This is a genomic window from Streptomyces sp. NEAU-YJ-81 (assembly GCF_017592595.1).
GTDB lineage: Bacteria > Actinomycetota > Actinomycetes > Streptomycetales > Streptomycetaceae > Streptomyces > Streptomyces hygroscopicus_B.
In genome coordinates this window covers 38,156-48,684 of sequence record NZ_JAGFNO010000007.1, presented here as the reverse complement: position 1 = coordinate 48,684, position 10,529 = coordinate 38,156, and the positions used below count along the sequence as shown (strand labels likewise).

The 10,529-nt window shown below is 67.8% G+C and carries 7 protein-coding genes and 1 tRNA gene; 4 read left to right on the top strand and 4 right to left on the bottom strand.

All coding sequences use genetic code 11. The features are described from left to right. Positions 1-169 precede the first annotated feature (169 nt). Positions 170-1,120 carry an alpha/beta hydrolase gene (locus tag J5X86_RS18075; RefSeq protein ID WP_208517822.1) on the top strand — a complete coding sequence of 317 codons (951 nt, stop codon included), beginning with the start codon at positions 170-172 and terminating at the stop codon, positions 1,118-1,120. Positions 1,121-1,155: 35 nt separating this feature from the next. On the opposite strand, the gene J5X86_RS18070 is transcribed toward J5X86_RS18075, so the two are convergent. Continuing rightward, positions 1,156-2,067, bottom strand: a complete 912-nt coding sequence (locus tag J5X86_RS18070) for a transketolase family protein (RefSeq protein ID WP_208517821.1) — start codon at positions 2,065-2,067, stop codon at positions 1,156-1,158. Positions 2,068-2,098: 31 nt separating this feature from the next. Next, positions 2,099-2,800 carry a transketolase gene (locus tag J5X86_RS18065; RefSeq protein ID WP_208517820.1) on the bottom strand — a complete coding sequence of 234 codons (702 nt, stop codon included), beginning with the start codon at positions 2,798-2,800 and terminating at the stop codon, positions 2,099-2,101. Positions 2,801-3,037: 237 nt separating this feature from the next. Between J5X86_RS18065 and J5X86_RS18060 the strand changes: the two genes are divergently transcribed. Further along, positions 3,038-3,114: transfer RNA gene (locus tag J5X86_RS18060), tRNA-Pro, on the top strand. Between the two features lie 675 nt (positions 3,115-3,789). Here J5X86_RS18060 and J5X86_RS50725 read toward each other — a convergent pair. Next, positions 3,790-4,809: a tyrosine-type recombinase/integrase gene (locus J5X86_RS50725; protein ID WP_308124607.1), complete on the bottom strand. Its 1,020-nt coding sequence runs from the start codon at positions 4,807-4,809 to the stop codon at positions 3,790-3,792. 374 nt (positions 4,810-5,183) lie between these two features. On the opposite strand from J5X86_RS50725, the gene J5X86_RS18045 reads away from it, so the two are divergent. Both J5X86_RS18045 and J5X86_RS18040 read left to right on the top strand, forming a co-directional pair. Then, the gene (locus J5X86_RS18045; protein WP_208517819.1) at positions 5,184-6,143 is read left to right on the top strand and encodes a hypothetical protein; all 960 of its coding nucleotides are present in this window, start codon (positions 5,184-5,186) and stop codon (positions 6,141-6,143) included. Between the two features lie 344 nt (positions 6,144-6,487). Continuing rightward, the gene (locus J5X86_RS18040) at positions 6,488-7,222 is read left to right on the top strand and encodes a TetR/AcrR family transcriptional regulator (protein WP_208517818.1); all 735 of its coding nucleotides are present in this window, start codon (positions 6,488-6,490) and stop codon (positions 7,220-7,222) included. Positions 7,223-7,249: 27 nt separating this feature from the next. Here J5X86_RS18040 and J5X86_RS18035 read toward each other — a convergent pair whose 3' ends face one another. After that, a complete protein-coding gene (locus J5X86_RS18035) occupies positions 7,250-10,501 on the bottom strand; it encodes a Tn3 family transposase (protein WP_208517817.1) in 3,252 nt (1,083 codons plus the stop codon). Positions 10,502-10,529 lie beyond the last annotated feature (28 nt).

The window sequence follows — 10,529 nt, the reverse complement described above, 5'->3', positions numbered from 1 at the left end:
GGGAGAGTGGGCTTCCGTCCGCACCCCTCCACGCCAGACGGATTCACACCAGACCCACTTGCACAGACCGACCAACACGAGACCGACCAGCACGAGACCGGCTGACACCAGGCCGACCAGCACCAAATCGATGTGCACCAGATCGATGAGCACCAGGAGATGAGACGGCATGCCCGACGGCGGTATCACCCACCGCACCGACCATCTGCCCACGCCCGACGGTGTGCGGGTCGCGACCTACACCTGGCTGCCGGAGAACGGCGCCCCGCGCGCGATCGTCCAGATCGCCCACGGCGCCGCCGAACACGCCCGGCGCTACGACCGGTTCGCCCGCTTCCTCGCCGCGCACGGCTATGCGGTGGTCGCCTCGGACCACCGCGGCCACGGAGCCACCGCCGAGTCGACGGGCGGCTTCGGCGTCGTGGGCGAGGAGGGCGACAGCTGGCGGGCGATCGTCTCGGACCTGCGCGCCATCGGCGACCGCGCCCGGGCCGCGCACCCCCGTGCGCCCCTGGTCCTGCTCGGCCACAGCATGGGTTCGATGCTGGCCCGCGACTGCGCCCAGGAGTACGGCGAGGAGCTGGCCGGGCTGATCCTCTCCGGGACCTTCCGCTCCCTGCCGGGAACCGAGACCGAGGAGGCGCTGGAGGGCATCGCCCAGGAGATCGCGGAACGGGGCCGGACCGCCCCGTCCACCTTCACCCCGACCCTCTTCGCCTCGTTCAACGACCCGTACGAGTCCCTTCAGGACCGGACGGGCTTCGAGTGGCTTTCGCGCGACGCGGCGGAGGTGGCCGCGTATGCGGCGGACGAGCGGTGCGGCTTCGCGTTCAGCGCCGGGCTGTCCCTGGACTGGGTCCATGGCGTCCGTAAGATCAACGACCCGCGCCACCAGGCCCGCATCCCGGCCGCGCTGCCGGTGCATCTGGCGGTGGGCACCGTGGACCCGTGCAACCAGGGGATGACGCTCGTCTACGAACTCCTGGAGGACTTCCGCTACGGCGGCACGCGGGAGCTGAGCTGGAAGGGATACCAGGGGGCCCGGCACGAGATCCTCAACGAGACGAACCGGGACGATGTCCAGCAGGACCTGCTGACCTGGCTGGAAAAACACCTCTGAACCGTGGGCCGCCCGGCCCCGGCGGAGCCACCGCCTCAGCGCAGGAAGCCGGAGACGCGCTCGCGCAACGACGCCGGGTCCAGCCCCTGGCCCGCGAGATGCTCGTCGATCGTGCCGTAGCGGCGCAGCTCGCGCCGGGGGATGCCCAGGCCGAGCACCCGATGCGGCCGGTCGGCGAGCGCGTCGTTGACGGCGGCGGTCGAGGTGCCCGCGAGATACGGCTCGACAAGCACGACATCGACTGCCGCCCCGGCACCCGCTCCCGCCCTGGCCGTCGCACGCAACGTCCGCTCGTCGAAGGGCCGCACCGTAGTGGCGTACAACACGGCCACATCCAGCCCCTCGACGGCCGTGAGCACGCTGTCGAGCATCGGCCCGACCGCGATCACCACGCCGCCGCGCCCCTCCCGTACGGTCAGGAAGCGGCCGGGGGCGATGTCCCGCGGGGCGGAGTTGGAGTGTGCCGACAGCCGTACGTACACCGAGTCGTCACCGGCCGCGGCCGCGTCCCGCAGCAGCGTCTCGGCCTCGTCCGGGTGGCCGGGCACATGCACGGTCCAGCCGTCGAGCGTGTCCAGCAGGGCCACATCGCCGGGGGCCATATGGGTGTAGCCGCCCGCGGGCCAGTCGTACGAACCGGCCGCGCTCACCAGCACGCCGCCCACGCCCTGATGCCCGAAGTCCAGCTTGACCTGCTCAAAGGGCCGCTCGACCAGAAAGCTGGCGAAGGTGTGCAGAAGCGGCCGCATCCCGGTCAGGGCCAGCCCACCGCCCACGCCGACCAGCAACTGCTCGCGGATGCCGACATTGATCACCCGGTCGGGATGCGCCCGGGCCGCGTCCGTGAAGCCGTCCTTACCGATCTCCGCCAGCACGACGGCCAGCCGGGGGGCGTCGTCGAGAAGACGGGAGACGGTGGCGGCGAAACGCTCACGCATGGTGTCCATTGAAGACAGTTCCTCTCACCCTGGAAACGAATCAGACCTTGGCCTCGACCCGGGCCACCACGGCATGCGGCCGCCCCAGGTGCGGCGCGGTGTACGCCTCGTACAGCGCCTGGTGATCACGCCCGTCCACGGTCGCCGTGGACCACCCCGCGGCCTCGAAGCGCGCGGCGATGCCGCCGGGCCGGCCATGGGTGGCGGAGGCGTTGTCGACAACGACCGTGTGCAACCGCTCCAGCCCGACGGCCCCCGCATACGCGATCGCCTCGTGGTTGCTGCCCTCGTCCAACTCGGCGTCGCCGACGAGCACCCACACCGCCGGCCCGGAGAGCCCCTGCGCCCGCAACCCGAGCGCACTCCCCACGGCCAACGGCAGCCCATGCCCGAGTGAGCCACTGCTGATCTCGGCGCCTGGTACGAGCACCCGATCCGGATGGTGTCCCAGCGGCGACTCGTACGCCCCGAACCCCGGCAGCAGCGACTCGGGCAGGAACCCCTTGGCGGCGAGCACGGCGTAGTACGCCATCGGCCCGTGCCCCTTGGACAGCAGAAACCGATCCCGGTCCGGAGCATCCACGGCCTCCGGCGAGACTCGCAGCACGCGGTCGTAGAGCACCCAGACCACGTCAAGCGTCGAGGTCGCGGCCGGCCCGTGCTTCTCGTCCCCGGTCATCAGACTCATCAGCCGAGGAAGATCGTCGTACCCCTGCGCGGTGTGAACGTCGGTGAAGGTCATGGACCGAGCGTGCAACTTAAACCACACTTCAGGTCAAGCACCCATCCTCCCCGCCAACGCCGCAGCCCGCAACCTCCCGCTAACGCTGAGCAACCACTCAATCCCGCTGAGCGAACACCCCAGCTGGTCCCGCCGGACTCCCGATCTTCACCCTGGGGTGGCAGCGGCCACCCCCTGAGGTGCGGTATTGTTCTTCATGCGCGGTCGGCGAGGGGAAAGCCCAAGCCGAACGAGCACCGGGACGTGGCGCAGCTTGGTAGCGCACTTGACTGGGGGTCAAGGGGTCGCAGGTTCAAATCCTGTCGTCCCGACCAGCGTTTTCGCAGGTCGAAGGCCGTTTCTGCGGGTAGCGGAGGCGGCCTTAACCGTTTCCTGAATGGGAGCGATGGGGAGCCCTCTGGGAGCCCTCGTGCTCCCAACTCGCAGACGTGTCAACGGTGCCCGATTCGTCCGTCGCCCGATCCGGTACACCTACAGCGCCGTACCGCGCCCCTGCATGCCGTCGTCAACCGTAGGCCCCTGGCGTCACCCCATTGATTTCGGATGCTCTGTGCATCGAGAGGCATAAGGACCCTTGTCGGCTCTCGACCTCCTTTCGGGGTGGGAGCACGGAGTCGCGCTCCCCATGCGACAGGGATGGGGGGACTGTCGGTGATGTCGCTGAGTCGGTTTTCGCAGGCAGGTCGCACGCGGGCGTCCTGGTCGTTGCGAGCGACCTGCGTCAAGGCGAGGCAAAGCCCCTTGGCGTCCGCCGGCAGATAGGTCACTCCCAGGGCGCGAGTGCCGTATCCGGCTCTGGAGCGCTGTGGTGAGACAGTCGGCGGGGGTTTCTCGGCGAAAAATAGTGTGCCAAGCGGACGAGCGCTTGCCGGAAATCCCATCCGTGCGGGTCATGGGGTATGCCGGTATGTGTGGAGGGTGCCGCCGAGGCGGTCGGGTCTTCGTGGGGTATCGCCGAGATGAGCCCAAAAGCCGCCAGTAGTTGACCTTCAGCGCGTACGCCGCGCAGCTGGGTCCCGCTCGGCGACGTGCTGAGCGACCGCGTCGACGCCGGGGCGGGCGTACCGCTCCAGGGAGCGGACGGAGGCGTGACGGGAGCGGGCCAGCAACATCGGCGTTGAAGTGCCGTCCTCCGCGTCGTGCGTCAGAGCACTGTGGCGGAGCCGATGCAGCGTCCAGCCCTCCAGGTCGTCGAAGTCGTCGGGGCTGGCGAGGGGGTTGGCCAGCAGCCGGGTGCTCTCCTCGAAGATCTCTTCCGCCCGGCGGTAGGACAGCCGTGCGCGGCCAGTAACCGGGCAGACGTCCAGAGTCGGCGTGCGGGCGGGGGCTTTGCGTTCGGTGAGGAAGAGGGGGCCGTGTGTGCGGCCGGCGATGAGGCGGGGCAGGAGCTGGGCGGTGCCGGACTGCCAGTGAATCCACTCCACGGCGCCACCCTTGGAGACGACACGGCCGCGCTTGTCGGCGGGGAAAAGCTCCTGAATGTTCAGGCACAAGATCTCCTCGGCCCGCGCGGCGCTTTCGTAGAGGAGCTTCCAGAACGTCTTGTCCCGCACGGATGGCTCCAGCGCCCACAGAGCGGTGATCTGGGGTTTGGACAGCGCCTTGGTGCGGTCCGGCGGTGCCGGGCGGCGCTCGATCCCGATCGTCGGGTCGCCGATGATCCAGCCTTGGCGCTGCCACCAGCCGATCGCCTTGCGTGCGATGGACAGTTCGCGGTTGACGGTGTCGGCGTCCATCTCGTCCGCCCGCGCGGCGGCGAGCTCGGCGAGCACCGGCGGTAAGCCCGGGTCATCGATGGCTGCCAGGTCGAAGGGGGTGGGCTTGGCGCCACGGCGGGCGGGCCCGGTCGGTGCCGGTTCGCCGCGCAGCATCCATCCCCAGGTGGTGAGCGAGATGCGGTAGATGCGCGCGGAGGACTTCGCGATGCCTGCGCCGGTGAGGTACCGCTCGACCGCCGCAGCGTACGACGGTGGTGGGGCGGACAGCGGCACGACCCGGGCGCGTGGCACCCGTAACGCGCCCCCATTCTCATGTGCGGCCGCCCGTTGGATTTCCACTTGTCCGCCTCTCTCTGATCTGCCGCAGTAAATGCGTACACCTCGCCCCGTGTCGGGGCGAGCGCCCCAGTCGAACGTCCGAGGCCACCGAAGGGGCTCCGGAGTGAGGTTAGTGATCCTGCCGCAGTAAATCCGGTATTTACTGCGGCAGACACCGAACGCTCACGTCAAAGCCCCCCCTTGGCGCACGCGATTGGAGAAGGATCTTAAATGTGCGCTACTTTCTAAAGACTCTTTAGTTCGGGGGTGGTTGGTTCACGCCGAGCTCGCATCTGCGGCGCTTGGGTGCTTCCATCTCCGCGACCGACTTCGCCCTCGGGGGAGAGATGGAAGATCAAAATCTTGGTGAGCAGGCCATCGGGTTCCTGGCAAAGATCTTGCGATCGAGCCATGTACCGGACGCGGCCAGCCGCGAACTCCGCCGACTTGTGACCGACCGGCTTCGCGCCAGCGAGTTCGGCGGTCGGGCGCTGGAGAGATTCCAGGAGAACCCGGAAGACCGACACCGGGCCGCAGCAGCAAGCTCCGTCGTCAACGAGGAGGCCGAGAATGACCCAGGTTTCGCCGAGCAGCTCAAGACTGCTGTCCAGCAGGTCCATCTGAGCCAGGGGCCGGCGGGCGGCTCGAACATCGTGCAGACCTCACATGCGGCTGGCGCGGGCTCGGTCAGCAGCCAGGGCTCCGCCGGCCGCGACCTGAAGATCAACGCAAAGTCGAAGAAAACCCTCTTAGGTATCGGTCTCGCGGCCGTCGCGGTGGTCTCCGTAACGGTTATCGGCGGCGCGGTCAACAACTGGTTCGGGGGGCACAGCGGCGACAGCAACACGAGCACGGGTACAACCGACGGCCAGGGCAAAGGCAAGCCCCTCTCGGAACGCAGTGTGGCGTCCATCGGAGCCGACCCAGGTGAGGCCGGCGTGCGCGAGACATGGGATGCCTTCGCCGACGCGGTGACGAGGGACGACAGCTCCAGGGCATGCGCCTTGATGACGCCCATGCTGCGCAACAGCGGACAAGAGCGTTTGGGAAGGTGCGAATCCTTCATCAGTGAACTCAGAAGGAGTTCTAATAAGCCATATCCCGCCGACGACGACGGCCGCAGACTCGTGCTGCAGAGCGTTCATGTCGAAGGGAGCGAGGCCTGTCTAATCCTTGTCCCACAAGGAAAGCCAGCCGAACCCGCGCCGCCGTGGTCCCTTGACCGCTTCGGCGACAGATGGCGCTTCACCGAGAGCGACCACAGCTCCATGTGCTCAGAGGAATCGAGTCCGGGCGGGGTTAGCTGACCCCCCGACTCGCCGTATGAGTGGAACGCACACCACTGTCGGCAGGCCACGCTGCTTGCCAAGTAAGGAGGAAGACAGATATGGCTCGATGCAAAGCATGTCCTGAACGCAAAGGCGAATGCCGCAAGTGCAAGGGAACGGGCAAAGTGGACGGATTCCCGATGGAGCGCAAATGCGACGCTTGCGGCGGCGACGGCGTATGCAGCGGCTGCAACGGCGAGGGCTACACCTTCGGGTGGTAGCGCCCGACCGGTCCCGCCCGACAGTGCTTTCGGCCAGCGCTGCTTCTGCCCCGTAGGGTAAAGGCTCGAAAGTGCGACGACAGCAGAGGGAGGACGTTTCGGATGGCGGTAGCAGGGCGTCGCGAACGGATGCGGGTCCAGATGTCGGCCGAAGTGCGTGCTGCCGCTCGGCACATCATCTCCAGCAAGGGGACTGAAAACCTCACCCTTGCAGCCATTGCTCGCCGTGTCGGTGTTACCTCTGCTGCCCTCTACCACCACTTTGAGGGCGGACTCCCGGAGATCGTGTACCAGGTCGCCGAGGACATCGTCGACGACCTGGTTCAAGACCTTCAGTTTGCGGCTGATTCGTATCCCGAGGACAACTTCGCGATTCGGATGATCGAACCGGTACGTGCGCTCCGAACCTGGGCAATAACGCACCAGCCCGAATTCAACCTGCTTTTCGGCACACCGTCAGCGGCTGCTGGCGGCGCCCACGGAGAGCTGACCAGCGCCTGGGTGCGGCGACTTGCTGCTGTCTGGGGTCCCATCTTCGTGCAACTGTGGACGGAGCGCCGGTTCCCAGTCCTCGTCGAGGATGAGATGGATCCGCGACTGCGGCAGCAGATGCTGGACTACCGAGCAGACACCGGCGTGGACCTTCCTCCTGGCGCGATGGTGGTGATGCTGAGCTGCTGGCGGTCGCTCTACGGCCAAATCGCGCTGGAAGTCTTCGGGCACTTTGCCCCTCTCTTCTCCGACCAGGAGCCCATGTTCGAGCTGCTGATGCAGGAACTGGTGCGTGGCATGGGCCTCGGAGACCAGTACCAGCCGCCGACCCGTGAGCCGTGCTGATCCTGTAGTTGAAGCCGGTGGGCCGGATCAGGCGGCCTGGCCAAAGCCGACGGCCGTCTGGTCCGGCTCGCGCAGCGGGGCGAAGTCGACGTCAAGTTTCGGGTCGTACGCCTCCGGCTGGATGCCGAGTTCGTGCGTTGAGTACTCGCCGAACCGCTGGATGTGCTCGGTCAGGTACGGGGAGATCTGGGCCAGGTCCTCGGGGTCGATGTCCCATCCCTCTTCCAGGAGCTGGCGGACGATTTGGGCGATGTCCAGGGCGTTGTGGAAGATCACCGCATTCGTGAGCAGAGCGTTGAACTTCATCGTCTTCTCCTGCTCGACGGGGTCGTTGTCGGCGAGGACGCCCTGGTTGCCGAAGCCGACCCACTGGGAGAACCGATTGAACGACTCGACCTTGTTCGTCGCGGCCGTCACCCGCCGGCGCAGCGGCGCATCCGTCAGATAGCGCAGCAGCTGCACGGTACGGACGACGCGGCCCACCTCGCGGAACGCGGTGTAGGTGGCGTTCTTGTGCGACCCGGACCGCAGCCGCTTGAGCAACGTCGCCGAGGAGATGACGCCCTCGCGCACGGAGACGGCCACCCGCATCAGGTGCCGGAACTGGGACTCGATCAGATCCCAGTCGATGACGTTCTTCCCGGGCTCCCCGAACAGGGCGTCGATGTGCACGTACTCGCTCTGCCTGGACGGCCGGTAGAACGTCAGGCCCTTCCAGTTCCTGATCCTGGGCATCAGGTTGAAGCCCAACAGATGCGCCAGCGTAAAGACCGGCAGGGACTGGCCCTGGGTGTCCGCGTGCACGGTCGTGGGCTTGACCTCGGAGGCGTTCCTGAGCAGGCCCTCGATGATGTAGACCGCCTCCCACACCCCGCACGGGATGAAGTGCGTGAACAACGCGATGTAGGTGTCGGAGATGTGGTGGTACGCGATGCCACCCGGCTTGCCGTACCGCACGCTCGTCTCGGCGAGCAGGTTGTCCAGGTAGGTGTCCATGTGGGTGCCGTCCGTGGCCACGGCGGTGCCGTCGCCCCACGCCTGCGAGATATCCAGGCGCGCGTGCGCGTTGACCAGGTCGGCGATGGCCTCGTTGAGCAGCACGAGGGAGAAGTGCCGGTTCGCCGTGTACGCCAGCTCGTGCCCGCTCACGCCGGGGATGTGGCGAGCGGCTTCGTACGGGCCCATGTTGGTGCCCTTCACGAAGGTGCACAGCACGTACCGGCCGAACGGGTCGGCGAGCTTGGGGTCGTTGCCCGAGGGCGGGCCGAAGCGGCGCCACCACTCCACCCAATACGCGGTCCGCGCGAGAATCCCCATCAGCGTGCGCTCCGGCATCCGGGCCTTGATCTCCTGCTCCAGCCGCTTCGCCGACGGCCGCTGTCCCTCGGACCGGTGCTGCTTGAGTGACGGGATGCCGGTGGCCGGGTCGATGACCAGGCTCTCGTTGTCCGGGTAGCCGGCGTCCGCCGCCGCAGCGGCGGCCCGCAGCCGGTCCTCCAGCTGGCGGCGGAAGGAGGCGGTGTCGAAGGCAGCGGCCTGGTCCTCGTCCTCGGCCAGGCCGACCTCCACCAGGTAGGCGGGCAACTTCTCCTCGACCACCCCCCACGGCAGCAGTTGGTCGCTCCAGTCGGCGTACTCCTCCGAACCGACCACCGCGACGTCGCCCGTGCGCAGTTCCTCGGCGAGGTAGGTGAAGACCATCGCCTCGAAGTGCCGGCGGGCGAACTGCCCCGGCCTGCTCTTGTCGACCACCGCCTTCTGCCAGTTCTGCGTGGCGAAGGAGATGGCAACCCGCCTGCCGTCCTCGCCGATCGCGCTGATGTACTCGCCGCGGGCGGCCTCGTTGCGCCGCGCGTGCGCGAGCGCGTCCAGCACCCGCCCGTCCTCCGAGGTGGCGGTGAACTCCAGCTTCTCGGCCAGGTCGAACATCAGCGCCCGGTCCCGGCCGATCTGCCCGTACAGCAGCACCTCCCAGAAGTTGCCGTGGTGGGCGGAGACCTTCTCGATCTGCTCGTACTGCTTGGCGAACCCGCCGAAGCCCTCCACGGTCTTGGTGACCGCGCCGAGCCCGCCGGACTGCACCAGCAGGGCCTTCATCAGGGCCAGGACGGCCGGGGAGACCTCACCGCCCAGGCGCCGGGCGACCTCCGCAGGCGGAGCATTCTCGTCCAGCCCCTGAAGGGCGGCCACGGCCCCGACGGTCATCTCGGCGGCCTTCGCCAGCGCCTCCTGGGCAGGGCCGCCCTCGTCGATATCCTTGAGCACGCTGCGGTAGTTGCCGATCAGCGCCTCGGTCATCTCCCGCTCGGCGAGCCGGATCTCCTCCAGCTCCTCCTTCGCCTTCTTGACCTTCGTCGCCATGCGCTTGCAGAACATGGTCGCCAGATCGTCACGGACCCGCATCCTCGCCTTGTGCACCAGGCACGCCACCAGCGCAACCCGCTTCACCGGGGCGTACGCCTTGAGCTCGGAGGCGTCCGCCGCGTCCGCCTCCCCGGCGAAGTCGGTGATCTTCCGCGAGGCGACGCCGTCCATCCATACCGCGGTGTCGCCCAGGGCATCGACCCAGTCCAGCTGGGTGACCAGCTGCTTGAAGTGCGACCAGCTCGGGGCCTGGGCCTGTTTCTTCACCCGGTTGTACTGCGTGGTGCCGTCCTCGTCCCGCTCCTCCAGCAGCCGCAGCAGACCCGCCCGCTGGACCGCACTCATCCGGTCGTGGATGCCCGCGCAGATCGCGGCGTTCACCTCCTTGCGGATGGTCGAGGCCATCGCGTCGAGGGTGGAGAACGCCGGCAGCTCCAGCCCGGCCCCCACGACCTTCTCCAGCGCGATGTTGATCAGGTCGGCCGGACGGTTCTTCGCCGCGGCCTCCTTCCGGATCGACTCCCTGGCGATCCTGCGGGCTGCGGCCTGGTCGTACGTCGCCCCCACCCAGCGGCGCACTTCCGTACGCTGCCGCTCGGCGGTCCGGCCCGTCGCCCAAAACGGCACGGTGCCCTCCGGTATCTCCACCGCACGGCGGACGAAGTCGACCACTATCTCCGGGTACTCGTCCGGCTTCGGAAACCGGCCCATCCGCTGATAGGACTTCAATGCCAGCAACAGCGCGAGCTGATGGCCATCGGAATCCATCCGCTCAGCCGCCCACGCCGCCTCCTCCCGGGTCGGCGCAAAGAACAGATGCAGCTCATGCGCGGTGATCAGCCGCTTGAACCGCGGATACGCGGTCCGCTCGATCGAGGTCACAATCCCGCCCCGGGCCCAGACGATGGTCAACATCACCACCAACGAGACTGAGCCGAACGGG